The organism is Brachybacterium sp. EE-P12 (genome assembly GCF_003711805.1).
In the GTDB taxonomy this organism is placed as follows: domain Bacteria; phylum Actinomycetota; class Actinomycetes; order Actinomycetales; family Dermabacteraceae; genus Brachybacterium.
This window is the reverse complement of record NZ_QXCP01000004.1, coordinates 840,532-866,061: the sequence shown is the minus strand read 5'-3', so window position 1 is coordinate 866,061 and position 25,530 is coordinate 840,532. Positions and strand designations below refer to the sequence as shown.

Sequence of the window (25,530 nt, the reverse complement as noted above, 5' to 3'; positions counted from 1 at the left end):
GTCGGGGCACCGGCCGCCGCGCCCGCGTCGGGAACCGACGGCACAGGTCCCGCTGCCGGACGGGGAGTGCTTGTACCGTGGTGGCGTGACGAAGGAAGGCACCGCCGAGTGGCCCGTCCGGATCCGCAGCCCCCGGCTCGTGATCCGGCCGCCGGGCGACGCCGACCGCGCGGCGATGATCCGCCTGATGACCGATCCGGTCACCCGGGAGTACCTCGGCGGGGCGGTGGACTACGCCTCGCGCCAGGCTCTCGAGCTCTCCCCGCTGGGCCTGACCTGGGGGCGCTGGGTGCTCGCCCTGGCGGGCGACGACACGATGATCGGGTCGATCACGCTGGACTACGACCGCGGCGAGCTCGAGCTGTCCTACGCCCTGCTGCCGGAGTGGACCGGGCAGGGCTATGCCGCGGAGTCCTGCATCGCGCTGCTGGACTGGGCGCGTCACGAGCTCGAGGACGAGCTCGTCATCGCGATCAGCCAGACCCGCAACAAGCGCAGCGTGGCCCTGCTGCGCAAGCTCGGCTTCACGGTGCGCAAGGGGCTCGAGGAGTTCGGCACCCAGCAGCTGCTGCTGGAGCGGTCGCTGCGCGAGCCGCTGCCCGCCCAGGAGTCGACCCTGCAGACCGCGGAGGATCCTCCGCCGCCGACGCGCCGCTGAGCACGGGCGCCCGGCGCGCCGCTCAGCCCCGGGCGACGGGGCAGCTCATGCAGCGCGGTCCGCCGCGGCCGCGCCCCAGCTCGTCGCCTGCGAACTCGAGCACCTCGACGCCGCGGGCGCGAAGGTACTCGTTGGTCGCGGCGGCACGCTCGTAGGCGACCACCACCCCCGGTGCGAGGGCGAGGACGTTGCAGCCGTCGTCCCACTGCTCGCGCGCGGCGGCGTAGGGGTCCAGCGGCGGGGTGAGCACGCGGAGGGAGGGGACTCCGAGACCCCGCGCGAGCACCTCGTCCATCTCGTCGGCGGCCCGCGCGCGGGCGAGGAGACGGTCGCCGGGCCGCTCGATCTCGAAGGTCTCGAGCGGCGGCAGGGGCCCGAAGCGCAGCATCGACTCCTGGTCGACGACGGTGGTGACGGTGTCGAGGTGCATCATCGAGCGCCGATGGGGCAGCGCGACCGCGATCACCCGGTCCACCGCGCCGTCCTCGAGCAGGTGAGCGGCCAGCCGCTCCACGCCGACGGCGCTGGTGCGCTCGGAGATCCCCACCGCGACCACGCGCGGGGACAGCATCATCACGTCGCCGCCCTCGACGGTCGCGGCCCCGGCGCCGTCGCGGCCGAGGATGCGCCGCGGCCCGCCGGGCCCGGTGAAGCGGGGGTGGTGGCGGTAGATCATCTCCAGGTGCAGGCTCTCGCGCCGACGGGCCGGGTGCCGCATCGCGCTGACCGCGACCGCGTCGCCGATCCAGGCGGAGGGGTCGCGGGTGAACAGGTGGTTGGGCAGGGGCTCCAGCACCAGGTGCTCCTCCCCCACGCGCTGCAGCGCGATCGAGCGCGGGTCCACGCCGAGGGCCCGCAGCTCGCCGACGGTGATCCCGCCGATCAGCACCTCGACCAGCTGCTCGGCCGCGAGGTCGGCGAGGCCTCCGCGGAGGTCCTGCACCGCGATGTCGCCCAGCACGGCGGGGTCGAGCGCCCGGCCGAGCAGGTGCTCGCGCAGTCCCGGATCGCGCACGAGGTCGGCGAGCAGGCCGTGCAGCTCGAGCACCTCGACGCCCTGGTCGCGCAGGAGCCGGTCGAACTCGCGGTGCTGCGCCTCGGCGCGGTCGCGCCACAGCACCTCGTCGAAGAGGAGCTCGGCGCGGGTGTCCGGGGTGAGGCGCTCGAGCTCGCGCCCCGGGCGGTGCACGAGGACGGCGCGCAGCGGCGAGATCTCGTCGTGCACCCCGAGCGCGACCGTGCCGGACCTCGCCCCCGGGTCCGTGCCGGTGATGCTCATGCTGCACTCTCCTCGCGGTCGACGTCCTCGTCGCGGCAGACGCTAGCAGAGCACCGTCGGCGCCCCGCCGCGCGGGCGACCGGACCGGCTCCGCGATGCCGAGCACCGTGGCGGATGGCTACGCTGGTGCAACCTGCTCCCGTCTTCCAGGAGGATCCGTGTCCGAGCTGTCCATCCCCACCACCGCCCTCGCCGACGGCACCCCCTTCCCGCTGATCGGCTTCGGCACCTCGAGCATGCGCGGCACCGACGGGGCGGACGCGGTCGCCCAGGCGCTGCGCGCCGGCTACCGCCTCGTGGACACCGCCGCCCAGTACGGCAACGAGGCGGCTGTCGGGCAGGGACTGCGCGACAGCGGCGTCGACCCCGACGACGCGCTGATCACCACCAAGATCGCCGGCGGCGACCAGGGCCGGGAGGCGACCCGCGAGGGGCTGCTCGGCTCCCTGCGCCGCCTGGGCCTGCCCCGCGTCGCCCTCACCCTCATCCACTGGCCCAATCCCTCGCGCGGGCTGGCCCTGGACACCTGGCGCACCCTCATCGACCTGCGTGAGGAGGGGCTGACCCAGCACATCGGCGTCTCGAACTTCCGCCCGGAGCAGGTGGAGGAGCTCATCGACGCGACCGGCGTCGTGCCCGAGGTGAACCAGATCCAGCTCTCCCCCGCCCTCGCGCGCCCGGAGGCCGTGGCCTTCCATCGCGAGCACGGCATCGTCACCGAGGCGTGGGGCCCGCTCGGCGGCCGCGAGGGCCTCGGGGGGCAGTTCGCGCTGCGCAAGGTCGCCGAGAAGCACGGGGCGAGCACCTCGCAGATCTCGCTGCGCTGGGCGATCGACCAGGGCATCGTCGTGATCCCGAAGTCGCAGGACCCGACCCGCCAGCGGGCGAACGCGACGCTCGACGGCATCGCCCTGGACGACCAGGACCGTGCGCTGCTGGCCTCCCTCGACCTCGGGGAGGACGCCGCCTGGGACTCCCGGGAGCACGAGGAGTGGTGAGCTCGCCCGGGCGCTTCATCCCGGGACCGGGGCACCGGGAGATCATCTTCCTCACCGGCTCCGGGATCAGCGCCCGCACCGGGCTGGGCACCTTCCGCGGCCCGGACGGCCTCTGGGCTCTCGAGCCCGAGACCGAGGAGGCGATGCACGCCGACCTGCTGCCGGGCTCCCTGCCGAGGCTGTGGAGCGTGTGGGGGCGGATGGCGTCGATCGCGCTGCGCCACGGCCCCACCCCGGGTCATCGGGCGATAGCGCGTATGGGCGCACAGGTGATCACGCAGAACATCGATGGCCTCCATCAGGCCGCCGGCAGCGAAGTGGTCGCCGAGCTGCACGGCAGCGCGCTGCACGCGGTGTGCCTGGGCCGGGCCTGCGCCTGGCGGGCTCCGCTCGTGCAGGGTGCGGGCGAGCGGGCCGAGGACCACGGCGTGCCCTCCAGCTGTCCGCGCTGCGGGGAGCCGACCCGGCCCGACGTGGTGCTCTTCGACGAGCAGCTGCCCCCGGCCGAGCTCGAGCTCGGGATGCGCCTCGCGCAGCGGGCGGACCTGTTCGTCGCCGTCGGCACCAGCGGGGTCGTCTTCCCCGCGGCGCAGCTCGCCCCCTTGGCCCACGCCCACGGGGCGACGACCGTGCTCGTGGACATCGCTCCCCCGCCCGGGGCGAGCGCGCTGTTCGACCACGTCATCGCCGAGGACGCCCACGAGGTGCTGCCGGACTGGGAGCGGCGCCTGCACAAGGTGGGCGGCACCTCGTTCCTGGACCCCTTCGCGCTCTGATGCGCGCCCCGCCCGCGGCCATGCGGGCGGGGCGAGGGGCGTCAGATCCAGATCGCCGGGTCCGTCTGCTCCTCGGGATGAGCGGCGTCCGCGCGCACGGTCGCGGGGACGCCGACGGCGGTCGCCCGGGCCGGCACGTCCTTGACGACCACCGCGTTGGCCCCCACCTGGGCGCCCTCGCCGAGGGTGATCGGGCCGAGCACGCGCGCCCCGGCACCGATGATCACGCCGTCGCCGACTGTGGGGTGGCGCTTGACCCGCTCCATCGAACGGCCCCCGAGGGTCACGCCGTGGTAGAGCATCACGTCGTCGCCCACCTCGGCGGTCTCGCCGACCACGACGCCCATCCCGTGATCGATGAAGAAGCGCCGACCGATCCGTGCCCCGGGATGGATCTCCACGCCCGTGACCGAGCGCGCGCCCTGGGCGAGCACGAGGGCGGGGAGCTTCGCCCCCCGCTCCCAGAGCCGGTGGGCGATCCGGTGGGTCCAGATCGCGTGCAGTCCCGGCGAGGTCAGGAGGATCGCGAGGTCGTCGGTCGAGGCGGGGTCGCGTCGGTGCGCCGCGGCGAGGTCCTCCCGGACGCTCGCGACCACGCCCATCACCCTGTCCAGGGCTCGTCTCGCCACGGCGACGCCCGCCTCAGTCCGCGTACTGCGCGTACAGCGGGGTGGAGAGGTACCGCTCGCCGAAGGAGGGCACGACGACCACGAGGGTCTTCCCGGCGAACTCCTCGCGGGCACCGATCCGGGCGGCGGCCTCGATCGCGGCGCCGGAGGAGATGCCCACCAGGAGCCCCTCGGTGCGGGCGACGGAGCGGGCGCGCTCCATCGCGGTCTCCGCGTCGATGTCGAGGACCTCGTCGTAGACCTCGCGGTCCAGGATGGAGGGCACGAAGTTCGCGCCCAGGCCCTGGATCTTGTGCGGGCCGGGCTGGCCGCCGTTGAGGATCGCGGACTCCTCGGGCTCGACGGCGAAGACCTTCACCTCCGGGCGGCGCTCCTTGAGGACCTGGCCGACGCCGCTGATGGTGCCGCCGGTGCCGATCCCGGCGATGAAGCCGTCGACCTGTCCGTCGGTATCCGCCCAGATCTCCTCGGCGGTGGTGCGGCGGTGGATGTCGAGGTTCGCGGGGTTGTCGAACTGGCGCACCTGGACCGCTCCGGTCTCGGCGGCGATCTGCTCGGCCTTCTCGACCGCGCCCTTCATGCCCTTGGCCGCCTCGGTGAGGACCAGCTCGGCGCCGTAGGCGCGCAGCAGCATGCGGCGCTCCTTCGACATCGACTCGGGCATCGTGAGGACGACCTTGTAGCCGCGGGAGACGCCGATCATCGCCAGGGCGATGCCCGTGTTGCCGGAGGTCGCCTCGACGATCGTGCCGCCGCTGGTCAGCTGCCCGGATTCCTCGGCGGCGTCGATCATGGCCACGCCGATGCGGTCCTTGACGGAGCTGGCGGGGTTGTAGAACTCGAGCTTCGCCAGGACGGTCGCGCGGACCTCCTCGCCCAGGTGGTTGAGCTTGACCAGCGGGGTGCGGCCGACAAGCTCGGAGACGTTCTCGTAGACGGTCATGCTTCTCCTCGGTGTTCCGGGAGCCCGCGGCACGAGCTCCAAGGGATGCTTGTGGCGATCATAACGGTGCAGTCGGCACATGTGCTGAGGATTCCGGCGGGCGCCGGTGGCTCCGCCCAGAGACCGACCCCGGTCGCGACGATCATCGGGCCCAGCCTCGCCGGGCGACTCGATACGGTCGCGGCATGGCCCGGTCCCATTCGTTCGCCGCCCCTGGCCCCTCGCGCGCCCACGCCCCGCGGCAGGCCCCGTCCCGCGCCCTCGCCCTCCTCCTGCTCGCCTGCCTGATGCCGCTGATGGTGCTCGCCGCTCCGTGCGCGCCTGCCGCGCACGCGGCGCCGCCCGTCGTCGTCGAGATCGACGACGAGCAGGGCATCATCGCGGATCCCGACGCGCTCGGGGCGCAGCTGAGCGAGACCTCCTTCCGCGACGTGGCCGCACAGGTCGAGCTCCATGCGGTCACCCTGGACATCGGCGCGCAGGGCGCCGATCCGGACGCCGACACAGGCCTGAACGACGCGGTGCGGAACTACGCGACCGCGGAGCATCCCGACTGGATCGACGGCGAGAAGTGGGCCGATCATGTCGTGATCCTCACGATCGACCCGGGGAACCGGAAGGTCGGCATCTACGCCGGGGAGGACGTCAAGCTCTCCGACGGCGGCTTCGAGGACGTCCAGGACGCGATGAAGGACGACGCGCAGGACGGCGACTGGGCGCAGGCCTTCGTCGCGGGCGCCGAGGAGTACGCCGACCTGCTCGCACGGCCCTGGTGGCAGAGCCCGGGCGCGATCATCGGCGCGTTCCTCGCGCTCATCGCCCTGGGAGCAGGCCTCGCAGCGGCCCTCGGGCGCGGCGTCCGCGCCCGGCGCCGGATGCGCACCGCCCGCGAGCGCCACGAGGACGTGCGCGTGAAGCGGCGGGAGACCGACCAGGCCGCCGCACGGATCCCTCGGGACTCGGTCTACGGCGCGAGCATCCTCGCCGATGTCGAGGACTACCGCCGCGCGGCCTGTGAGGCCGAGGGCCTCGCGGCCCGTCTGCCCGAGCGTCCCGGCCCGCTCTGGGGCGTCGCCGGGGGCACGGCCGGCCGGGCGAAGGAGTACGAGGAGTCCGTGCGCACCGCGGACGACGCTGACGACACGATCATCTCAGCGGCCCGCCTGCTGGGGCGCACCGGGGACTTCGCCGGCGCCTGGCAGCTGGAACGGCGGCCCCTGGACGAGTCCCTGGCCGCGGTCGAGGACACCATCGCGCAGGCGGGCCTCGACGACGAGGCACCGGGAGGGGCGGCGGACGCCCTGCGCGACGTCGCCCGGGAGGTCGCGGGCGACCTCGAGGACATCTCGCGGGACTACCTCGAGGGCGCCCGGACCCCGGACGCATGCCTCGAGCGCCTCGACGAGCTCACCGATCGGCTCTCCCTGGCCAGCGCGCGTGTGCGCGAGGAGGTCATCGGCTCCAGCGCCCACGACGAGGAGGAGGCCGATGTGATGTGAGACGCCGAGCCCGAAGGCTTCGTGAGAGACTTCCCGACCTCGGTGCGCGGCCGCCGGTTCGCCCGGCACCCGCAGGACTACGTCAGCGGCTACTCGCTCAGCCCCGTGCTCTGGACGGGCGCCTGGTGCGGCGGGGCGACCTCGGCACTGGACACGCACCGGAACCCGCCGGCCTCCTCGGGGAGCGCCGGCGGGTACTCGGGCGGCGGTTTCTCCGGTGCGGGCAGCTCGAGCAGCTTCTGACCCGTCGCAGGCGGGTCAGTAGACCATCCCCATGAACTCGCGCACCCGCTGGAGGGTCTCGTCGGCCGCGGCATTCGCGCGCTCGTTGCCCGCACGCAGTACCTGCATCAGATAGCCGGGGTCCTGCTCGAGCTCCGCGCGGCGCGCGCGCAGCGGTGCGAGGTGGGCGTTCAGCGCCTCGGCGGTGAAGATCTTCAGCGTGCCGGCGCCGCGGTCCCCGATCTCCTCGGCGATCTCCTCCGGGGCTCGACCCGTGGCCTGCGAGGCGATCGTGAGGAGGTTCGAGATCTCGGGGCGGTGCTCGGGGTCGTAGGTGATCTGCCGGTCCGCGTCGGTCTTGGCCTTCTTGATCTTTTTGAGCGTCTCGGCCTCGTCCATCCGCAGCATGACGGTGTTGCCCAGCGACTTGCTCATCTTGTTCTGCCCGTCCAGGCCGAGGATCGTCGGCGACTCGGACAGCAGCGCATCGGGCTCGGGGAAGTACTCCTCCCCGCCCGCATAGCGCTCGTTGAAGCGGCGCGCGATGACGCGGGTCTGCTCGATGTGGGGCAGCTGGTCCTTGCCGACGGGCACGAGGTTGCCGTGGCAGAAGAGGATGTCCGCGGCCTGGTGCACGGGATAGGTGAGCATGAGCCCGCCCATCGCGGACTTCCCGGCCGAGGCGAGCTCGGCCTTTACGGTGGGGTTGCGCTCGAGCTCGGGCTGGGTGACCAGGGACAGGAACGGCAGCAGCAGCTGGTTCAGGGCCGGCACCGCGGAGTGGGTGAAGATCGTCGAGCGCTCGGGGTCGATCCCGGCGGCGAGGTAGTCGGTCAGCAGCTCGCGCACCGAGCCCTGGATGTCGCCGATGATCTCGCGATCGGTGATCACCTGGTAGTCGGCGACGATCAGCCAGGTCTCCACGCCCGCGTCCTGCAGGCGCACGCGGTTGCGCAGCGAGCCGAAGTAGTGCCCGATGTGGAGGGCGCCGGTGGGCCGGTCGCCCGTCAGCATGCGCAGGCCCGTGGGGTCCTCGCCGATCCGGTCCCAGATCTTCTGGCTGCGCTGCAGGGCGGTGTCGTAGCTGGTGCTGGAGATGTTCGGTGCGGTCACCGCTCCATGCTAGCGGCCGCGCTCGGTGCCGCCGCGGTCGAGCCGCGCACCACGAGCTGGGGACGCACGACGACCTCCGTGCGGGCCGGCCGGCGACTGTCCTCCCCGCCGCCGAGGGCGGTGCGCACTGCGGCCCGGGCGATCGAGGCGACGGGCTGACGCACCGTGGTCAGCGGCGGGTGGCTCAGGGACGCCCAGAAGACATCGTCGTAGCCGACCACGGAGACGTCCCGCGGCACCTCGAGGCCGCGTGAGCGGATCCCCTCGTAGGCGCCGGCCGCCATCACGTCCGAGCCGCAGACGATCGCAGTCGCCCCGCGGTCCAGCAGCTCGCGAGCCGCCTCGTAGCCGCCCGCGTAGGAGAAGTCGGTGAAGGCGACGGGCTGCGGGCCGTCCCCGCCGGCGGTCGCGGCCTCGAAGGCGCGCAGCTTCTCGCGCACGGGCCAGGTGTGCTCGTCGCCGACGGCGAGGCCCACGGTGCGGTGGCCGAGCTCGTGGAGGTGGGTGAGCACGAGGCGCACGGCGTGCTCGTCGTCGGTGGAGAGGAAGGCCGCGTCGAGCCCGCGCTGCACGCCGTTGACGAGCACGAGCGGGATCCCGGCGGAGGTCACCTCGCGATAGTGATCCAGCGGCGACTGCTGCTGGGCGTGGTGGCCGGAGACGACGATGATCGCGACCGCACCGGCATGCAAGAACCTCTGCAAGATCTCTCTCTCTCGTTCCACCGTGCGAGCCCGCACACCCACCAGCGTGGAGGCCCCGGTCTCGAACAGCTCGGCCTCGAGACGCTCGACCCACGCGGAGAAGACCTGGTTGTCGAGGTCCGGCACGAGCACCCCGACGACGGGGCCGTGGCCGACCGCGACGGGCTCCACGACGCGCCCCAGACGCCGCGCGGCGTCGAGCACCGTGGTGCGTGTGACCTCGTTGACGCCGCTGCGGCCGTTCAGGACGCGGGAGACGGTGGCCTCGCTGACCCCTGCCTCGCGGGCGATGTCGATGAGACGTGCCATCGGGCCGCCCCTCTCTGGCCGCGCGTCGTCGCCGTGGCCGGATCGTGTTCTGAAAGTTCTTGCGCATTCTTGCACACCTCGGCTGCATCGGTCTACAGTGCCGACCACCAGGCATGGGCCTGCCCCCCGGTCGCGAACGACCACGATTCAAAGGAGAAGACGTGCAGATCCGTCGAAAGAGCTTCCTCGCCCTCGGAGGCCTCGCCGCCACCACCACCCTGCTCGCCGCCTGCGGCGGCTCCGACTCCGGCGCCTCGGGGTCCTCCGACTCCGGCGCCTCGGACGCCGGCGGCGACGCCGGTTCCGGCTCGCGCCTGGTGATCTGGGCCGACGAGGAGAAGGCCCCCGCTCTCGAGCCCTCCGCGAAGGAGTGGGGCGAGCAGAACGGCGTGGAGGTCGTCGTCGAGGTGGTCCCCGGCGACGAGCTGCAGGGCAACTTCGTCACCGCCAACCAGGCCGGCAACGGACCCGACGTCACGATGGGCGCCCACGACTGGATCGGGAACCTGGTCCAGAACGGCGCGATCTCCCCCGTCCAGCTGCCCGCCGACGTCGATTCCACGATCGCCCCCGTGGGCATCGAGGCGGTGACCTACGACGGCCAGACCTACGGCGTCCCCTATGCGGTCGAGACCCTGGCGCTGTTCGCGAACAACGACCTCACCGACGTCCCCGAGCCCGCGAGCATCGAGGAGCTCGTCGAGGCGGCGAAGGCCGGCGGCGCAGAGAACATCCTGTCCCTGCCGATCGGGGAGTCCGGCGATCCGTACCACATGCAGCCGATCTACACCTCCGCCGGCGGCTACCTCTTCGGGAAGGACGCCGAGGGCAGCCTCGACCCCTCCGACCTCGGGGTGGGCGAGGAGGGCTCCCTCGCCGCGGCGGACAAGATCGCCGAGCTCGGCGAGGAGGGCGTGCTGAAGACGTCCATCACCGGCGACAACTCGATCTCCCTGTTCGCCGAGGGCAAGTCCGCCTATCTCATCTCGGGCCCGTGGGCGCTCGCGGACGTGCGCGACTCCGACATCGACTTCACGGTCTCGGCGATCCCGGGCTTCGAGGGCATGGAGCCCGCCGCCCCGTTCGCGGGCGTGAACTCCTTCTACGTCGCCTCGAACGCGAAGAACGCCGGCTTCGCTCAGCAGTTCATGACCGACGTGGCCAGCTCCCCCGAGGTCGCCCGGGCGATGTACGAGGCGAACCCGCTGCCGCCGGTGAACCTCGAGCTGCGCGAGCAGATCGCCGACGAGGACGAGCACGTGATGATCTTCGCCGAAGCGGCGGAGGCCGCCGACCCGATGCCCGCCATCCCCGCGATGGCGGCGATCTGGGAGCCGCTCGGCATCGCCCAGGCCAACATCGTCGGCGGCAAGGACCCGCACTCGACGATGGAGGCCGCGGGCGAGGAGATCGCCGCCGCGATCGGCTGACCCGCTGCCGTTCGCCCCGCCGCCCCCGACCTCGTCGGGGGCGGCGGGCCCTCCTGCCGCTCGGCGCTCCCCTCCGCTCCGCTCCGATCCCACGAAAGGCACAGTCGCCTCATGACCTCGACGCATGCTCCGGCGCACCGGACGCGCTCCACGACGGCGTCGGCCGTCCTCACCCGCGTGCTCGTCCTCGGCGCGACCCTGGCTCTCACGGTCTTCATCGCCCCGGTGCTCATCGCGCAGCAGTCCTGGATGTGGCTGGCGGTCCTGCTCGCCGCCGCCGTCGCGATCTTCGCCCTGTACTCCACCAGGCGCTTCGTCCCCGGCAAGTACCTCTTCCCGGGCACCTTCTTCCTCGGCGTCTTCCTCATCCTCCCGATCGTGCTGACCGTCGGCTACTCCTTCACCAACTACGGCGACGGCACCCGCGGCACCAAGGAGCAGGCGATCGGCTCGATCGTGGCCAACTCGGTCCAGCCCTCCCCCGACGCCCCGCGCTACGCGATGACCGTGGCGACCTCCGGCTCCCCCGCCGAGGGCCCCTACGAGCTCTTCCTCGTGGACCCGGCCGACGGCACCGTGCTGCACGGCGACGAGGAGACCGCGCTGAGCGAGGTGGACCCGGGCACGGTCTCCGTCGACGACGGGCGCGTCACCGAGGCCGACGGTCTCACCATCCTGGACGCGAACCAGGTCAACACCATCTACGACGAGCTCATGGAGCTCGCCGTGCCGGTGGACGAGACCACCGCCGTGCGCCCCCTCGGGGTGAACCAGGCCTTCGTGGGAAGCACGGTGCTGCAGTACGACGAGGCGTCCGACTCGATCACGGACACCTCCACCGGGGAGGTGTACACCGTGGGCACGGTCGGCGACGAGCAGTACTTCGTCGACTCCGAGGGGCAGCGCGCCTTCTCCCAGGGGTGGCTGCAGAACGTGGGCCTGTCGAACTACGAGCGACTGCTGACCAACCCCACCGTCGCGAAGCAGTTCCTCTCCGCCTTCGTGTGGACTCTCGTCTTCGCCGCCGGCTCAGTGCTGACGACCTTCGCGCTCGGCTTCGCCCTCGCGCTGATCCTCAACGACCAGCGCCTGAGGGGACGCAAGGTCTACCGCTCGATCCTGATCATGCCGTATGCGATCCCGGGCTTCATCTCGCTGCTGGTGTGGTCCAACTTCTACAACCGCGACTTCGGTCTGATCAACGAGATGCTCGGGCTGGACCTGAACTGGTTCGGCGACCCGACGCTGGCGAAGGTCGCCGTGCTGCTGACGAACCTGTGGATGGGCTTCCCGTACATGTTCATCGTCTCCACCGGCGCGCTCCAGGCGATCCCCGACGAGCTCACGGAAGCCTCGCGGATGGACGGCGCCTCGCGCTGGCAGGCGACCTCGCGGATCGTGCTGCCGCTGCTGCTGGTCGCGGTCGCCCCGCTGCTCGTCTCCTCCTTCGCCTTCAACTTCAACAACTTCAACGCCATCGAGCTGCTCACCGAGGGCGGGCCCTTCCCGGACGGCTCCGGCCGCGGCGCGACGGACATCCTCATCTCGATGGTCTACCGCATCGCCTTCGGCGGCTCGGGGGCGGACTTCGGCTTCGCCGCCGCGGTCTCGGTGTGCCTGTTCGTGCTCACCGGCGTCCTCGCCGCCATCCAGTTCCGATTCACGAACGTCCTCGAGGACGTCAACTGAGCCCGCGGAAGGGGTCCTCATGAGCTCCACCACTGCCTCCCGCGCCGAGTCGCGCCACCGCATGCCCGCCGGCCGCTGGTTCGCGGAGATCGGCTGGCGGCACGTCGTCGGCGTCCTGGCCATCGCCTTCGCGGTCTTCCCGATCCTGTTCGTGCTCTCGGCGTCCGTGAACCCCAGCGGCTCGCTGTCCTCGGCGAACCTGCTGCCGACCTCCGGGGTGACCTTCGAGCACTACGCCGCGATGCTCGGCGGCGAGCGGGCCAACTTCCTGCGCTGGTACCTCAACACGATCATCGTGTGCGGCGTGGTCGCCACCGGGCAGGTGTTCCTCTCGCTGCTGGCCGCCTACGCCTTCAGCCGGCTGCGCTTCCGCGGCCGCCGCGGCGGGATGCTCGCCGTGCTGCTGATCATGATGTTCCCGGCGATCCTGTCGATGATCGCCGTGTACACGATGATCGCGGACCTCGGCGAGGCGGTGCCCGTGCTGGGTCTGAACACCCTGGCCGGCTACATCGCCGTGCTCATGGGCGGCGCCTTCGGTCAGGTCTGGCTGATCAAGGGATTCTTCGACACGATCCCGACCTCCCTGGACGAGGCTGCGATCCTCGACGGCGCGACCCACTGGCAGACGTTCTCGCGGATCCTCGTGCCCTCGATGACCCCGATCCTGGCCACCACGCTGCTGCTGGCGCTGGTGGGGTCGATGAGCGAGTTCCTGATCGGGTCGATCTTCCTCACCGACGACTCGAAGAAGACCCTCGCCGTGGGCATGTACGGGATGTTCTCCTCGGACCGCTCGAACAACCTCGGCGTCTTCGCCGCGGGCTCGGTCATGGTGATGATCCCCGTGATCCTCCTGTACCAGTTCCTGCAGCGGTTCATCGTCGGCGGCTCGACCGCCGGGGCCGTGAAGGGCTGAGCAGCCCCCTCCCCCACCTCGGCGTCCCGTCCCGCGCGGCGGGGCGCCGTGCGGCGCCCCTCGGCGCCGCACCCCGCACCTCGGCGCCCCGCGCCGCCGCACCACCGGAAGGACCCCCATGACCCTGCACGCCCCCGCCCCTGCCAGCACCGCCCCGCTGCCCGGCCCTGACGCGGGCACCGCCGTCCACGAGGCCCCCGAGTGGTGGCGCGACGCCGTGGTGTACCAGGTCTATCCGCGCTCCTTCGCCGACTCCGACGGCGACGGGATGGGCGACCTCCCCGGGATCACCTCCCGCCTCCCCCACCTTCGCGACCTCGGCGTCGACGCGATCTGGCTCTCGCCCTTCTACACCTCCCCTCAGAAGGACGGCGGCTACGACGTCGCCGACTACACCGACGTCGATCCCCGTTTCGGCTCCCTCGCCGACGCCGACGCGCTCATCGCCCGCGCCCACGAGCTCGGCCTCCGCGTGATCGTGGACATCGTCCCCAACCACTCCTCCGACCAGCACGAGCTGTTCCGCCGCGCGATCGAGGGCGGGCCGGGCGCCCCCGAGCGGGACCTGTACGTCTTCCGCGACGGCCGCGGCGAGCACGGCGAGCTGCCCCCGAACAACTGGACCTCGATCTTCCACGGCCCCGCCTGGACCCGCATCACCGAGGCCGACGGCACTCCGGGACCCTGGTACCTCCACATCTTCGACACCTCCCAGCCGGACTGGAACTGGGAGCACCCGGCCGTCCACGAGCTGTTCCAGGACGTGCTGCGGTTCTGGCTGGACCGCGGGGCCGACGGCTTCCGCGTCGACGTCGCCCACGGCATGGTCAAGCCCGAGGGGCTGCCCGACGCCACCGTGAACGCCGAGGGCCTCATCGACATACCCGAGGGCGAGGTTCCCGTCTACTTCGACAACGACGGCGTGCTGGACATCTACCGCGAGTGGCGGCCGATCCTGGACTCCTACGAGGGCGAGCGGATGATGGTGCTGGAGGCCTGGATCCCCGAGCACCGGCTCCCCCTGTACATCGGCCCCGCGGAGGCGCACCAGTCCTTCAACTTCGGCTTCCTCCAGGCCCGCTGGGGCGTGGAGACGATGCGGACCGCGATCGAGGAGCCGCTCGCGCTCGCGGACGCCGTCGGCGCCCCCACCACCTGGGTGCTGTCCAACCACGACGTGATCCGCCATGCGAGCCGCTACGGCTTCCCGCCCGATCACGCCTTCGGGGAGGGCCTCGCCCGGGACGAGGTGCCGGATGCGGAGCTGGGCCTGCTGCGCGCCCGCGCCGCGACGCTGCTGATGCTCTCGCTGCCCGGCTCCGCCTATCTCTACCAGGGGGAGGAGCTGGGCCTGCCCGAGGTCGCCGACATCCCGGACCACCTGCGCGAGGATCCCTCGCATCTGCGGGCCGGGGTGCCGGGCCGGGACGGCTGCCGTGTGCCGCTGCCGTGGAGCGGGGACGCCCCGGCCTTCGGCTTCTCCTCCACCGGCAGCAGCTGGCTGCCGCAGCCAGCGGTGTTCGGCGAGCTCGCCGTGGACCGCCAGATCGGGGTCGAGGGCTCGACCCTGGAGATGTACCGACGCGCCCTGCATCTGCGCCGCGAGCTGCGCCTGGGGCGGCCCGAGGCCCCCGTGGCATTCCTCGAGGACCTGCCGGAGGGGCTGCTCGGGCTGACGCGCGGGGACGTGGTGGTGCTCGTGAACACCTCGGAGCAGGAGATCCCGCTCGCGGAGGACCTGGCCGGGGCCGAGCTCCTCCTCGCCTCTGCGCCCTCGGCTCCCGCCGCACCGGGCACGATCCCGGCCGATGCCGCCCTCTGGCTCCGCCGGGCCTGAGGCCCCCGCCACGTCGGCCCCGGCTCCGGCCGCGCCGGGGCCGGTCCGGGCCGGCGCGCCGCTAGGATCGGCGCCATGCGCTCGCCCTCCTCCTCGGCCGACCCCGGGTTCGACGTCGTCGTCCTCGGGGCCGGGCTGAACTCCCTGAACCTCACCATCGCCTTCCACGCCCAGTACGGGATGCGCTGCACCACCGTGGTGCGCACCCCGGTGGCGATGAACGAGCGCACCGTGACCTCGGACCTGGTCGTCCTCGGCGCCGATGCGAGCGACGAGGACCTCCGCGACGCGCTGATCGACCTGGCCGCGCAGCGGCCCGTCGGCCGTCCCGCCCTGCTGCTGACCAACGCCGACTCGCTCATCGAGCTGATCGACCGCTTCCGTGCGGACCTCGAGCCGCACTACCTCCTCGCCCAGGTCGACGCCGGGCTGCTCGGCCGCCTGGCGGACAAGGCGGAGTTCGCCGAGATCTGCGCCGAGCTCGACATCGACACCGTCCCCACCGTGATCGTGGACTTCGCCCGCGCCGGGGAGCCGGACTGGAACGGGCACGAGGAGCTGCCCTGGTCCTATCCCGTGGTCGGCAAGGCCGCGAGCACCGCCGAGTACCACCACGTCGACTTCCCCGGGAAGAAGAAGGTGTTCTTCCTCGAGTCCGCCGCCGAGCAGCAGGATCTCGTGCGCCGCCTGCGCGAGTCCGGGTTCACCGGGCGCTTCCTGTTCCAGGAGCTCGTCGAGGGCGACGACACGGCGCAGCGCTCGATCACCGCCTACCGCTCGAGCCGCGGGCGCGTCACGCTGCTGTGCGCGGCGCAGGTGCTGCTGGGCGAGCACACCCCGGAGGCGCTGGGCCGCCCCGCCGCGATGGTCACCGGGGACTTCCCCTCCCTCACCGCGGCCGCGGAGCGCTTCCTGGACCACGTCGACTACGTGGGCTTCGCGAACTTCGACGTGAAGGTCGACCCGCGCACCGGCCGGGAGTGCTTCTTCGAGATCAATCCGCGCATCGGCCGCAACAACTACTACGTCACCGCCGCCGGCGAGCCCGTGGCCCGGCACGTCGTCGAGGACCGCATCCACGGGCGGGACATCGCGCCGGTCCGCGTCACCGCACCGATCCTGTACACGATCCTGCCGCTGCGCCTGGTGCTCTCGTACGTGCGTGACCCCGCCCTGCGCGCGCACGTGCGGCGGGTGGCGCGCCGCGGCCTGCGCAACCCCTTCCGGTACCGTCCGGAGGGTCTGTGGATGCGCGCGTACTCGGTCGTCTCCGGCCTGAACTTCGTGCGCAAGTACCGTGCCGTGTACCCGCGCCCCACCGACACCGGCTTCTGACCGCGCCCCGCCGCGCAGCAGCCCCCGCACGACACAGCACGACCGAACCCGACACAGCACGACCGAAGAGGACCGCGATGCCCGACACCCCGCCCTATCCCTACGCCGCGGCGACCGCAGAGGTCGACCTCGTGCTGCTGGGCGGTGACATCGGGATCTACGCACTGGCCCGCGCCTTCCACGAGCAGTACGGGATCACCTCCACCGTCGTGACGCGGAAGGTCGCCGGCCCCGTCGCCGACTCCTCGATCCTCGAGACCGTCGAGCTGGGGGCGGCCGCCTCGGAGGAGGACATGATCGCCGCGCTGCTGCGGGTGGGCCGCGAGAAGGCGGCCAGGCCCGGCGGCGGCCGCCCCGTGCTGCTGGCCAATGCGGACTTCCTGGTGGCGCTGCTGGCCGCTCATCGCGAGGAGCTCGGCGAGCTCTACCACCTGCCCCTGCTGGACGACGACGTGCTCGAGGCGGTCGCGGACAAGGCCACCTTCTCGCAGATGTGCGCCGAGATCGGCGTGGCCACCCCGCGCACCGTCGTGCTCGACTTCGAGGGAGGCACCGCGCCCGAGGTGCCCGAGCTCGAGCTCGGCTGGCCCCTGGTCGCCAAGGCCTCCCGCTCCTCCGCCTACAACGCGGTCTCCTTCCCCGGCAAGCGGAAGGTCTTCGAGATCCAGGACCGTGCGGAGCTGCTGGACCTCGTCGAGCGGCTCGCGGCCGCCGGCTACGAGGACCGCTTCGTGGTCCAGGAGATGATCCCCGGGGACGACACCTCGATGCTGTCGGTGACCGCGTACGTCGACACCCGCGGTCGGGTGACGCTGCTGGGCGGGGCGCAGGTGCTGTTGGAGGAGCACACCCCCGGCGCGCTCGGGAACCCGGCGGCGATGTTCACCGCCGAGCTGCCGGAGGTGTTCGAGCAGTCGGTGCGCTTCCTGCAGCACTCGGGCTACCGCGGCTATGCGAACTTCGACGTGAAGATCGACCCGCGCGACGGGGTCGGGAAGTTCTTCGAGGTCAATCCCCGCATCGGCCGCAACAACTACTACATGACCGCCGCGGGAGCGAACGTCGCGCTCCCCGTGGTCGCGGACCTCGTCGAGGACCGGGAGCTCACGCGCCTGATGCCGAGCGAGGAGGTGCTGTACTCGATCGTGCCGTGGCGCCTGCTGCGCCGCTACATCATCGACCCGGAACTGCGGGAACGGGTGCAGGAGATCCGCCGGCGCCGCACCGTCCACCCCCTGGCCTACGAGGTCGAGGGCGCCCGACGCCGCCTGTACGTCCTGGCGGCGAAGGTGAACCAGGTCAAGAAGTTCCTCCAGCACTACCCCCGCCCCTCGGCCGACGGCTTCTGAGAGGTCGACTTCTCCCCCTGCCGTGCCTAGGCTGGCGCGCATGAGCGAGAACGTCACCGAGACCGATCAGACCTTCGCCCTGACCTCCGCCGCCACGCCGGCCGGGTCGGTGATCGCCCCGCAGCAGCTCGTCGAGGCCCTCGGCGGCGAGAACCTCTCCCCCGACCTCGCCTGGACCGGCGCGCCGGAGGGCACGAGGTCCTACGCGATCACCTGCTACGACCCCGATGCGCCGACGGGCTCGGGCTTCTGGCACTGGGTGGCCTGGGACATCCCGGCCGCGACCCTCTCGCTGCCCGTCGGCGTGGCGCGCGAGGACTCCTCCCTGAAGCAGGCCGTGAACGACTTCGGGAACGTCGGCTTCGACGGCCCGGAGCCGCCGGCCGGCCCGCCGCACCGCTACCAGTTCTCGGTCCACGCCCTGCCGACGGAGAGCCTCGGCGTCGAGCAGGGCGTGCCGAACGTGCAGGCGCGCTTCGCGATCTTCTCCCAGCAGCTCGCGTCCACCTCCCTCACGGCCCGTTACCAGGTGTCAGCCTGAACCGCTAGGGGGGAAACTCCTCCCGAGCCGTCGGGCGTGCCCCGTTCTGGGCTCCCCGCCCCGGTCGTAGGCTCGACGCATGAGCTCGAGGACCAGGCACGACCAGGCGTCGGCGACGGGATCAGACCACGGTCTGACCCCTCTCCTCCGCTCGGGGGATTCGCGGGGGCCGGGTGCGTGCGAGGCTCGAGGGGTGAACGTCACCAGGAAGCATCCCGCAGCTCGGCCCGCCGCCGAGTCGACCCGTCCGCTGCGCGTGCTGATCACCACGGACTGGTGGGAGCCCGTGGTCAACGGTGTCGTCGCCTCGGTGCAGACGCTGCGCCGCGAGCTGCTCGCCCTCGGCTGCGAGGTGCGCGTGCTGACCCTCTCCCAGGGGATCCGCACCCGCAGCGAGCCGGGCGTGTACCGGATCGGCTCGGTCTCGGCGTCGATGGTCTACGACCGCGCCCGGATCGGGATGCCCGCGAGCCGGCGCGTGCTGCGGGAGATCCTGCGCTGGCGTCCGGACGTCGTCCACTCCCAGTGCGAGTTCTCCACCCATGTGTGGGCGCGGCGCATCGCGCGCATCCTCGCGGTGCCGCTCGTGCACACGTATCACACGATCTACGAGGACTACACGCACTACTACTCCCCCAGCCGCACGGTGGGGCGGAAGGTCGTGGAGACGTTCTCCCGCAAGGTCCTCGCCGGGACCGATGCGGTGGTCGTCCCGACGGCGAAGGTCCAGCATCTGCTGGCCGGGTACGGGGTGCGCTCCCCCGTGCACATCGTGCCGACGGGTCTGGACCTGACGCGCTTCCGTCCCGCCGAGAGCGCGGCCGAGCTCGAGGACGTCCGTGCGCTGCGGCGCCGGCTCGACATCGCCCCGCAGCAGCGGGTGATCGTCTCCGTCTCGCGTCTGGCCAAGGAGAAGAACCTCGAGGAGGTCCTCGAGATGGTCGCCGCCGCGGACCGTCCGGACGCGGTGCTCGTGCTCGTCGGGGACGGCCCCTATCGTCCCGTCCTCGAGGCGCGCGCCCGGGAGCTGGGGATCGCCGAGCGGGTTCGCTTCGCAGGCGTCGCCGACCCGGCCGAGGTCCAGCGCTGGTACCGGATCGGCGAGCTGTTCGTCAGCGCCTCCCTCAGCGAGACGCAGGGCCTGACCTTCATCGAGGCGCTCGCCTGCGGGCTCCCGCTGCTGTGCCGCCGCGACCCGTCGCTGAACAGCGTCGTGGTCGAGGGGCGCACCGGCTGGCAGTACGAGGACGCCGAGCAGTTCGCCGCCCATCTCGCCTCGCTGCTGGACACCCCGCGGCGGCGCGGGACGATGTCGCTGGCGGCGCGGGAGCACGCCCGTGCGACCTGCGGCGCGCAGGAGTTCGGTCGCTCGGTGCTCGAGGTGTACCGCCAGAGCCTGCAGCGTCGGGCCCCGCGGATCATCGCACGTCCGGTCGTGACCGCGTGAGCGCGCCTGAGGCGCCGCTGCGGGTGCTGATGCCCCGCGGCCTCGCGCGCCTGGCGACGCAGTCCGGGATCGGCGCCGCGATCCGCCACCAGGAGACGGCGGTGCGGGCGCTGGGCCACGAGGTGGTCACCTCCCCGCTGCAGCCCTTCGACGTGGTGCATCTGAACACGCCGTTCCCGGACACGCCGCTGCTGGCGCGCTGGGCGCGGCTGCGCGGCCGGCCGGTGCTGATGTGGGCGCACTCCACGGAGGAGGACTTCCGCGACTCCTTCCCCGGCGCGAACCGGATCGCGCCCCTGTTCCGGCGCTGGATCGCGCACCTCTACCGCCGCGGCGACCTGGTGGTCACGCCGAGCGAGTACTCGAGGTCGCTGATCTCCGCGCCGGAGTACGGGATCCGCGCCCCGATCCGGGTGCTCTCCAACGGGGTGGACACCAGCTTCTTCCGTCCCGATCCGAGCGCACGGGGCCGACTGCGCGAACAGCTCGGGCTCGCTCCCGAGACGCGCGTGGTGGTCAGCGTGGGGATGCAGCTGGTGCGCAAGGGGATCCTGGACTGGGTCGAGCTGGCGCGCGCGATGCCGGAGGTGGCCTTCGTCTGGTACGGGCGGACCGATCCGCGTCTGCTGACCTCCGACGTCGAGCAGGCGCTGCGCAGCGCCCCCGCCAATGCGCTGTTCCCCGGCTACGTGCGCCCCGAGCAGCTGCGCGAGGCGTACTGCGGCGCCGATGCGTTCTGCTTCCTCACCAAGGAGGAGACCGAGGGCATCGTGCTGTGGGAGGCGCTGGCCTGCGGGGTGCCGGCGCTCGTGCGCGGCATCCCGATCTATCGCGACGGGATGCCCGACGGGGTGCTCACCCACCAGGTCGAGGGGGCCGGTCCCGGCTTCGTCCCGCGCGTCGCGGAGAAGCTCGCCGCGCTGCTGGACGGTCGGCTCGCGGATCTACGGGAGGCCGGCCGGGAGGCCGCCGAGGGCGTGGACCTGCTGCAGGTCGCCGAGCGCCTGGACGGGATCTACGAGGAGGTCGGCGCGCGGCCGGGCCGGGTCAGGAGCGGTGCCCGGGCCGCCATACGACCAGTGCTCCGCTGGTCGAGGCGCGGCGCGGACGCTCCCCGCGGCGCAGGGCGCTGATCTCCCCGTCGCGGTCGGCGGAGAAGACGCGCCGCTGCGCGGGGCTCATCGACTCGAGGGTCTCGCGCACGCCGGCGAGCTGCTGCTCGAGAGCGGCGACCTCGTCCTGCAGCTCGAGGATCCGCTTGATGCCGGCGAGGTTGATGCCCTCGTCCTGGGACATCGCCTGGATCTGGCGCAGCCGCCTGACATCGCCGATGCTGTAGCGCCGTCCCCGGCCGCGCGTGCGACGCGGCACGACGAGCCCGAGGCGGTCGTACTGGCGCAGGGTCTGGGGGTGCATCCCGGAGAGCTCGGCCGCGACCGAGATCGCGAGGACCGGCGCGCGGTCGTCGAGACGATGCGACGAGGCCATGGGGAGCTCCTTCCGGGTGGCGGGGCCGAGGACGGCCCGTGTGTGCGGGACGGCGACCGCCCCGGCCGGGTCAGCCGGCGGCGGCCGCGGCGAGCCCGGCGCGCGGGTCCTCGTCCGCGAGGGCGTCGCGGAGGTCCTCGACGGCCTTCCTGGCCGCGCCCTCGACATGGGTGGGGACAGCGACCTCGACGGTGACGTGCAGGTCGCCGGTGGTCTTCTTCGTGACCAGCCCCTTGCCGCGCACGCGCAGCGTCCGGCCCGAGGGGGTGCCGGCGGGGATCTTCACGGAGACGGTGCCGCCGTCCAGCAGCGGGACGGACAGGGTGGTGCCGAGCACGGCCTCGTCGAAGGAGACGGGCACCGTGATCCTCAGGTTCGCGCCGTCGACGCTCCACACGGGGTGCTCGTCGACGTCGAGGGTCAGCAGCAGGTCCCCGGCCGGGGCGCCGCCGGGCCCGGGACGGCCCTTGCCGCGCAGACGGATCCTCTGCCCGTCGTGGACGCCCGCGGGGATGCGGACGGTGACGGCCTTCCCATCGACGGTCAGGCGCACCTCGGTGCCCAGCGCCGCATCGCGGAAGGGGAGGCGGGTGCGGGCCGAGATGTCCTGGCCCTTGGCAGGAGCGGGCTGGAAGCCGGCCGGTCCCCCGCCGCCGAAGCCGCCGCCCTGGCCGCCGAACATCTTCAGCAGGTCGTCGATGTCGGGGTTCGCGCCGCCCCCGCCGCCGGGGAAGCCGCCGCCGCGCGGGGCGCCCGCCCCGCCGCCGAACATGGAGGAGAAGATGTCCTCGAAGCCCGCACCGCCGGGTCCGCCCTGTCCGGCGGAGAAGCGGGCGCCGCCGGAGCCCATCGCGCGGATCGCGTCGTACTGCTCGCGCTGCTCGGGATCGTTCAGGACGGAGTAGGCCTCGCCGATCTCCTTGAAGGTCTCCTCGGCCTTGGGGTCGTCGGGGTGGCGGTCGGGGTGGTACTTGCGGGCCTTCGTGCGATAGGCCTTCTTGATCTCCTGCGCGCTGGCGTCCTTGGAGACGCCGAGGACCGCGTAGAAGTCCTTGTCGAGCCAGTCCTGTCCGGACATCAGCGTCTCCTTCCGGGAGCCTCAGGTGCTTCTGCGTCGTGCGGGTCGGTGAGGGGGACCGGGGCGGGGCCCGTCGGTGGGACCGACGGGCCCCGCCCCGGCGTGGTGGTGGGAGCTGCTCAGGAGGGGCCCCGCGTGCCGACCCGGGCGGGGCGCAGCACGCGGTCCCTCATCGCGTAGCCGGGCTGCATGACGAGCGAGATCGTGGCGGTCTCGACGTCGTCGGCGTCCTCGTGCATGAGCGCCTCGTGGAGGTTCGGGTCGAACTCCTCGCCCACCGCGCCGAAGCGCTTCAGGCCGTGGGAGCCGAGGACCTCCTCGAGCTTCTGCGCGATGGAGTGGAAGGGGGTGCCCTCCACGATGTCGCCGTGCTGGCGGCCGAGCTCGAGGTCGTCGAGCACGCCGATGAGGGAGCCGAGCACGCCGGCGATCGCGGCCTCCTTGCTCACCTCGGCGGAGGCCTCGATCCGGCGGCGCGAGTTGACGTACTCGGCCTGCTCGCGCTTGAGCTGCTCGGTGAGCGCGGTGACCTGGCCCTCGAGCTCGGCGACCCGTCCGGCGTCGGCCGGGGCGGAGTCCCCGCCCTGGCCCGAGGCGGCCTGCTCGAAGAGCGTCGCCGCCTCGGCGTCGATCGGGTCGACCGGCTCCCGGGAGCCCTGTCCCTCGGAGGCGGGGGCGTCCCCGGAGGGACGGACCGAGCCGTCCTCCGGGTTCACCTTCCGCTTGTCGGTGAAGGAGAACCGCGGCTCGCCCTCAGGGCGCTGAGCGTCGTCGGGGTGGCTCTGGTTCTCGGTCATCACTTGTTCTCCTCGTCCTCGTCCACGATCTCGGCATCGACCACGTCGTCGTCATCGGACGACGGCGCCTCGGTGCCCTCGGCGCCCTCCTGGGCCTGGGAGTAGATCGCGGTGCCGACGGCCTGGAGCGCCTCGTTCAGCGCGTCGCGCTTGGCCTCGAGGTCCTCGGTGGAGGCGTCCTCCTTGGCCAGCTCGTCCTTCGCCTCCTTGATGGCGTCCTCGGCCTTCGTCCTGTCGCCGTCGGAGATCTTCTCCTCGTTGTCCTTCAGCAGCTTCTCGCCCTGGTAGACGAGCTGCTCGAGGGTGTTGCGGGCGTCGGCGTTCTTGCGGCGCTCCTCGTCCTCGGCGGCGTGGGCCTCGGCGTCCTTCACCATGCGGTCGATGTCCTCGTCGGACAGGGCGGAGCCGCCGGTGATCTGGATGGACTGCTCGTTTCCGGTGCCACGGTCCTTCGCGGTCACGTGCACGATTCCGTTGGAGTCGATGTCGAAGGTGACCTCGATCTGCGGGATGCCGCGCGGGGCCGGCGCGATGCCGGTCAGCTCGAAGGTGCCGAGCATCTTGTTGTCCCGGGTGAACTGACGCTCGCCCTGGAAGACCTGGATCGCGACGGAGGGCTGGTTGTCCTCGGCGGTCGAGAAGACCTCGGAGGTCTTGGTCGGGATGGCCGCATTGCGCTCGATGAGCTTGGTCATCACGCCGCCCTTGGTCTCGATGCCCAGGGAGAGCGGGGTGACATCCATGAGCAGGACGTCCTTGCGCTCGCCCTTGATGACCGCGGCCTGGAGAGCGGCGCCGACGGCGACGACCTCGTCCGGGTTCACGGACTTGTTGGGCTCCTTGCCGCCGGTGAGCTCCTTGACGACCTCGGTCACCGCGGGCATGCGGGTCGAGCCGCCCACGAGGACCACGTGGTCGATGTCGGAGACCTTGATGCCGGCGTCCTTGATGACCTGGTGGAAGGGGGCCTTGGTGCGCTCGAGCAGATCGGAGGTCATGTCCTCGAACTGCGCGCGGGTCAGCTTCTCGTCCAGGTGCAGCGGGCCGTTCTCGGTCATCGAGAGGTACTGCAGGGAGAGGGTGGTGGAGGTGGAGGAGCTGAGCTCCTTCTTCGCCTGCTCGGCGGCCTCCTTGAGACGCTGCAGGGCGATGCGGTCCTTGCCCAGGTCCACGCCCTCCTTGTTCTTCACCTGCGAGATCAGCCAGTCGACGATCTTCTGGTCCCAGTCGTCGCCGCCGAGGCGGTTGTCGCCGGCGGTGGCCTGGACCTGGATGGTCGAGCCCTCCTCGTCCTTGCTCACCTCGAGCAGGGAGACGTCGAAGGTGCCGCCGCCGAGGTCGAAGACGAGGATCTGCTCGTCGTCGTTGCCCTTCTCGAGGCCGTAGGCGAGGGCCGCGGCGGTGGGCTCGTTGATGATGCGCAGGACGTTCAGACCCGCGATCGTGCCGGCGTCCTTGGTGGCCTGACGCTCGGAGTCCGAGAAGTAGGCCGGGACGGTGATCACCGCGTCGGTCACGGACTCGCCCAGGTAGGACTCGGCGTCCTTCTTGAGCTTGCCGAGGGTGCGGGCCGAGATCTCCTGCGGGGTGTACTTCTTGCCGTCGATCTCCTGGGTCCAGTCGGTGCCCATGTGGCGCTTGACGGAGGAGATGGTGCGGTCGACGTTGGTGACGGCCTGGCGCTTGGCCACCTCACCGACGAGGACCTCGCCCTGCTTCGAGAAGGCGACGACCGACGGGGTGGTGCGGGAGCCCTCGGCGTTCGCGATGACGGTGGGCTGGCCGCCCTCGAGGACGGCGACGGCGGAGTTGGTGGTGCCGAGATCGATTCCGACGACACGGGACATGGGTGCCTGCCTTTCTGCGACGGATGCGCCGCACGGGATCTTCGCTGCCGACCAGCGGCCGACGGCAAGACTTGAGCTGTACGGACTCAAGTAGAGAACCCGAGATCGACGATGTCAATCTCAGCAGCTCCGTTCTTGAGTGCACCCGACTCAACTCTGATCCGATCAGGTTCATTCCCGGTGCAACAGGACGTGATGCAGGCCACATCCATACGTCCTCGACAAGGTGGCAGTGATCTCACCGATCTGTCACTGGCGTGACTGGATCGCGGATCCTGTCCTGGACCAGGGCATCGATGACGGTGCGGGCTGCGATACGGGCCCGACGCCTCCAGGCCCGGCAGCCCCCGCAGCCCTCGCCTCTCATCACGTCGCCTAACGCCAGGATCGCTGGTTGCGCGGGTCGAGCTCGCCGCGAAGAGAACTGAGGCCGGGCGGAGCGTCTCCTGGTCCTCGCACAGCTGATCGTTCTCAGCCTTCGATCGCTTGACCTCGGCAGTCCCTGCGCTGGTGACACCCGGACTGGTCCCGCCGACGACATCGTCCAGCGCCGGACAGCGCCGCACGGACCCCCACGGGACCCCGTCCTGCCAAGCGGCCGCGTCCGCTGCGGCGAGGTGGGAGGGGAACCCCCGCGGGAGCT

Annotated in this window: 23 protein-coding genes; 14 read left to right on the top strand and 9 right to left on the bottom strand. The window is 71.9% G+C overall.

Annotated features, from left to right (window positions below; all coding sequences use genetic code 11):
• The first annotated feature begins 85 nt into the window (after positions 1 to 85).
• Complete coding sequence (locus D1648_RS07030) at positions 86 to 658, top strand: GNAT family N-acetyltransferase (protein WP_122940054.1); 573 nt, start codon at positions 86 to 88, stop codon at positions 656 to 658.
• A gap of 22 nt (positions 659 to 680) precedes the next feature.
• Here the strand turns inward: D1648_RS07030 and D1648_RS07025 are convergent, their stop codons facing one another.
• On the bottom strand, positions 681 to 1,937 hold the full coding sequence (locus D1648_RS07025; protein ID WP_122940053.1) for an arginine deiminase: 1,257 nt from the start codon (positions 1,935 to 1,937) through the stop codon (positions 681 to 683).
• A gap of 158 nt (positions 1,938 to 2,095) precedes the next feature.
• On the opposite strand from D1648_RS07025, the gene D1648_RS07020 reads away from it, so the two are divergent.
• Together D1648_RS07020 and D1648_RS07015 are read left to right on the top strand one after the other, a co-directional pair.
• Positions 2,096 to 2,935, top strand: a complete 840-nt coding sequence (locus D1648_RS07020) for an aldo/keto reductase (RefSeq protein WP_164518606.1) — start codon at positions 2,096 to 2,098, stop codon at positions 2,933 to 2,935.
• A complete protein-coding gene (locus tag D1648_RS07015) occupies positions 2,932 to 3,711 on the top strand; it encodes a Sir2 family NAD-dependent protein deacetylase (RefSeq protein WP_122940051.1) in 780 nt (259 codons plus the stop codon). Before D1648_RS07020 ends, D1648_RS07015 begins: the two co-directional genes overlap by 4 nt.
• 41 nt (positions 3,712 to 3,752) lie before the next feature.
• Here D1648_RS07015 and cysE read toward each other — a convergent pair whose 3' ends face one another.
• Both cysE and cysK read right to left on the bottom strand, forming a co-directional pair.
• On the bottom strand, positions 3,753 to 4,340 hold the full coding sequence (gene cysE / locus D1648_RS07010) for a serine O-acetyltransferase (protein WP_370239781.1): 588 nt from the start codon (positions 4,338 to 4,340) through the stop codon (positions 3,753 to 3,755).
• A gap of 13 nt (positions 4,341 to 4,353) precedes the next feature.
• On the bottom strand, positions 4,354 to 5,283 hold the full coding sequence (gene cysK / locus D1648_RS07005) for a cysteine synthase A (protein ID WP_122940049.1): 930 nt from the start codon (positions 5,281 to 5,283) through the stop codon (positions 4,354 to 4,356).
• Between the two features lie 185 nt (positions 5,284 to 5,468).
• Between cysK and D1648_RS07000 the strand changes: the two genes are divergently transcribed.
• Together D1648_RS07000 and D1648_RS06995 are read left to right on the top strand one after the other, a co-directional pair.
• A complete protein-coding gene (locus tag D1648_RS07000; RefSeq protein WP_122940048.1) occupies positions 5,469 to 6,782 on the top strand; it encodes a DUF5129 domain-containing protein in 1,314 nt (437 codons plus the stop codon).
• Positions 6,783 to 6,803: 21 nt separating this feature from the next.
• The gene (locus D1648_RS06995) at positions 6,804 to 7,025 is read left to right on the top strand and encodes a hypothetical protein (protein ID WP_122940047.1); all 222 of its coding nucleotides are present in this window, start codon (positions 6,804 to 6,806) and stop codon (positions 7,023 to 7,025) included.
• A gap of 15 nt (positions 7,026 to 7,040) precedes the next feature.
• Here the strand turns inward: D1648_RS06995 and trpS are convergent, their stop codons facing one another.
• Both trpS and D1648_RS06985 read right to left on the bottom strand, forming a co-directional pair.
• Positions 7,041 to 8,117, bottom strand: coding sequence for a tryptophan--tRNA ligase (trpS, locus tag D1648_RS06990; protein WP_122940046.1), 1,077 nt, complete (start codon positions 8,115 to 8,117; stop codon positions 7,041 to 7,043).
• Positions 8,114 to 9,130 carry a LacI family DNA-binding transcriptional regulator gene (locus D1648_RS06985; protein ID WP_122940045.1) on the bottom strand — a complete coding sequence of 339 codons (1,017 nt, stop codon included), beginning with the start codon at positions 9,128 to 9,130 and terminating at the stop codon, positions 8,114 to 8,116. The genes trpS and D1648_RS06985 overlap by 4 nt, the downstream gene beginning before the upstream one ends.
• A gap of 161 nt (positions 9,131 to 9,291) precedes the next feature.
• Between D1648_RS06985 and D1648_RS06980 the strand changes: the two genes are divergently transcribed.
• From D1648_RS06980 to D1648_RS06940, 9 genes are all read left to right on the top strand, one after another.
• Complete coding sequence (locus tag D1648_RS06980) at positions 9,292 to 10,560, top strand: extracellular solute-binding protein (protein ID WP_122940044.1); 1,269 nt, start codon at positions 9,292 to 9,294, stop codon at positions 10,558 to 10,560.
• A 111-nt stretch (positions 10,561 to 10,671) separates the two neighbouring features.
• On the top strand, positions 10,672 to 12,249 hold the full coding sequence (locus tag D1648_RS06975) for an ABC transporter permease subunit (RefSeq protein ID WP_122940043.1): 1,578 nt from the start codon (positions 10,672 to 10,674) through the stop codon (positions 12,247 to 12,249).
• Positions 12,250 to 12,268: 19 nt separating this feature from the next.
• Positions 12,269 to 13,168 (top strand): sugar ABC transporter permease, encoded by a 900-nt coding sequence (locus tag D1648_RS06970; RefSeq protein ID WP_122940042.1) that lies wholly within the window; start codon positions 12,269 to 12,271, stop codon positions 13,166 to 13,168.
• A 118-nt stretch (positions 13,169 to 13,286) separates the two neighbouring features.
• Positions 13,287 to 15,005 (top strand): glycoside hydrolase family 13 protein, encoded by a 1,719-nt coding sequence (locus tag D1648_RS06965; RefSeq protein WP_122940041.1) that lies wholly within the window; start codon positions 13,287 to 13,289, stop codon positions 15,003 to 15,005.
• Between the two features lie 75 nt (positions 15,006 to 15,080).
• Positions 15,081 to 16,340: a carboxylate--amine ligase gene (locus D1648_RS06960; RefSeq protein WP_122940040.1), complete on the top strand. Its 1,260-nt coding sequence runs from the start codon at positions 15,081 to 15,083 to the stop codon at positions 16,338 to 16,340.
• A 77-nt stretch (positions 16,341 to 16,417) separates the two neighbouring features.
• Positions 16,418 to 17,689: a carboxylate--amine ligase gene (locus D1648_RS06955; RefSeq protein WP_122940039.1), complete on the top strand. Its 1,272-nt coding sequence runs from the start codon at positions 16,418 to 16,420 to the stop codon at positions 17,687 to 17,689.
• 40 nt (positions 17,690 to 17,729) lie between these two features.
• On the top strand, positions 17,730 to 18,230 hold the full coding sequence (locus D1648_RS06950) for a YbhB/YbcL family Raf kinase inhibitor-like protein (protein WP_122940038.1): 501 nt from the start codon (positions 17,730 to 17,732) through the stop codon (positions 18,228 to 18,230).
• A gap of 193 nt (positions 18,231 to 18,423) precedes the next feature.
• Positions 18,424 to 19,677 (top strand): glycosyltransferase family 4 protein, encoded by a 1,254-nt coding sequence (locus D1648_RS06945; RefSeq protein ID WP_241155380.1) that lies wholly within the window; start codon positions 18,424 to 18,426, stop codon positions 19,675 to 19,677.
• The gene (locus D1648_RS06940; protein WP_241155379.1) at positions 19,674 to 20,810 is read left to right on the top strand and encodes a glycosyltransferase; all 1,137 of its coding nucleotides are present in this window, start codon (positions 19,674 to 19,676) and stop codon (positions 20,808 to 20,810) included. Before D1648_RS06945 ends, D1648_RS06940 begins: the two co-directional genes overlap by 4 nt.
• On the opposite strand, the gene D1648_RS06935 is transcribed toward D1648_RS06940, so the two are convergent.
• From D1648_RS06935 to dnaK, 4 genes are all read right to left on the bottom strand, one after another.
• Positions 20,725 to 21,165 (bottom strand): heat shock protein transcriptional repressor HspR, encoded by a 441-nt coding sequence (locus D1648_RS06935; protein ID WP_122940036.1) that lies wholly within the window; start codon positions 21,163 to 21,165, stop codon positions 20,725 to 20,727. The two genes, D1648_RS06940 and D1648_RS06935, sit on opposite strands and share 86 nt — an antisense overlap.
• 70 nt (positions 21,166 to 21,235) lie before the next feature.
• Positions 21,236 to 22,243, bottom strand: coding sequence for a DnaJ C-terminal domain-containing protein (locus D1648_RS06930; RefSeq protein WP_122940035.1), 1,008 nt, complete (start codon positions 22,241 to 22,243; stop codon positions 21,236 to 21,238).
• Between the two features lie 119 nt (positions 22,244 to 22,362).
• Positions 22,363 to 23,040: a nucleotide exchange factor GrpE gene (locus tag D1648_RS06925; protein ID WP_122940034.1), complete on the bottom strand. Its 678-nt coding sequence runs from the start codon at positions 23,038 to 23,040 to the stop codon at positions 22,363 to 22,365.
• Positions 23,040 to 24,887: a molecular chaperone DnaK gene (gene dnaK, locus D1648_RS06920; RefSeq protein WP_122940033.1), complete on the bottom strand. Its 1,848-nt coding sequence runs from the start codon at positions 24,885 to 24,887 to the stop codon at positions 23,040 to 23,042. The genes D1648_RS06925 and dnaK overlap by 1 nt, the downstream gene beginning before the upstream one ends.
• Positions 24,888 to 25,530: the final 643 nt, after the last annotated feature.

Excerpts from the sequence above, each read along its gene's own strand:
- D1648_RS07025 (WP_122940053.1), bottom strand. The coding sequence starts at position 1,937 with ATGAGCATCACCGGCACGGACCCGGGGGCGAGGTCCGGCACGGTCGCG.
- cysK (WP_122940049.1), bottom strand. The coding sequence starts at position 5,283 with ATGACCGTCTACGAGAACGTCTCCGAGCTTGTCGGCCGCACCCCGCTG.
- D1648_RS07000 (WP_122940048.1), top strand. The coding sequence starts at position 5,469 with ATGGCCCGGTCCCATTCGTTCGCCGCCCCTGGCCCCTCGCGCGCCCAC.
- D1648_RS06985 (WP_122940045.1), bottom strand. The coding sequence starts at position 9,130 with ATGGCACGTCTCATCGACATCGCCCGCGAGGCAGGGGTCAGCGAGGCC.
- D1648_RS06975 (WP_122940043.1), top strand. The coding sequence starts at position 10,672 with ATGACCTCGACGCATGCTCCGGCGCACCGGACGCGCTCCACGACGGCG.
- D1648_RS06970 (WP_122940042.1), top strand. The coding sequence starts at position 12,269 with ATGAGCTCCACCACTGCCTCCCGCGCCGAGTCGCGCCACCGCATGCCC.
- D1648_RS06965 (WP_122940041.1), top strand. The coding sequence starts at position 13,287 with ATGACCCTGCACGCCCCCGCCCCTGCCAGCACCGCCCCGCTGCCCGGC.
- D1648_RS06960 (WP_122940040.1), top strand. The coding sequence starts at position 15,081 with ATGCGCTCGCCCTCCTCCTCGGCCGACCCCGGGTTCGACGTCGTCGTC.
- D1648_RS06955 (WP_122940039.1), top strand. The coding sequence starts at position 16,418 with ATGCCCGACACCCCGCCCTATCCCTACGCCGCGGCGACCGCAGAGGTC.
- D1648_RS06950 (WP_122940038.1), top strand. The coding sequence starts at position 17,730 with ATGAGCGAGAACGTCACCGAGACCGATCAGACCTTCGCCCTGACCTCC.
- D1648_RS06935 (WP_122940036.1), bottom strand. The coding sequence starts at position 21,165 with ATGGCCTCGTCGCATCGTCTCGACGACCGCGCGCCGGTCCTCGCGATC.
- D1648_RS06930 (WP_122940035.1), bottom strand. The coding sequence starts at position 22,243 with ATGTCCGGACAGGACTGGCTCGACAAGGACTTCTACGCGGTCCTCGGC.
- D1648_RS06925 (WP_122940034.1), bottom strand. The coding sequence starts at position 23,040 with ATGACCGAGAACCAGAGCCACCCCGACGACGCTCAGCGCCCTGAGGGC.
- dnaK (WP_122940033.1), bottom strand. The coding sequence starts at position 24,887 with ATGTCCCGTGTCGTCGGAATCGATCTCGGCACCACCAACTCCGCCGTC.